Annotated in this window: 1 protein-coding gene; it reads left to right on the forward strand. The window is 40.3% G+C overall.

What is annotated here, in order from left to right:
- On the forward strand, positions 1-248 hold a 248-nt coding region (locus J3U35_RS05225), incomplete at both ends, for a hypothetical protein (protein WP_267360011.1).

Here is a 248-nt window from a genome sequence, read left to right on the forward strand (position 1 = left end):
GGAGCATATTCAAAAAGAATATGATAGGGCAAGATCAATCACCAAAACCAAAGGCGACTTTTGCTATTTTCTTGGTTCAGTAAAACTACCGTATACGGATGAACCGGTATTAGAAAGTGACAGTCAATGGGCGAGTTGGAACAAAGGTAAATTAGCGAAAACCTTACCACTGTTTGCAGAATTAGGGTTATTAAGCCAAACGCCGGTAGAAGGGCAATCAGGCATTTATCGCTATGACTTAACCGATT

This window comes from Gilliamella sp. B2717, from assembly GCF_026536675.1.
GTDB lineage: Bacteria > Pseudomonadota > Gammaproteobacteria > Enterobacterales > Orbaceae > Gilliamella > Gilliamella apicola_I.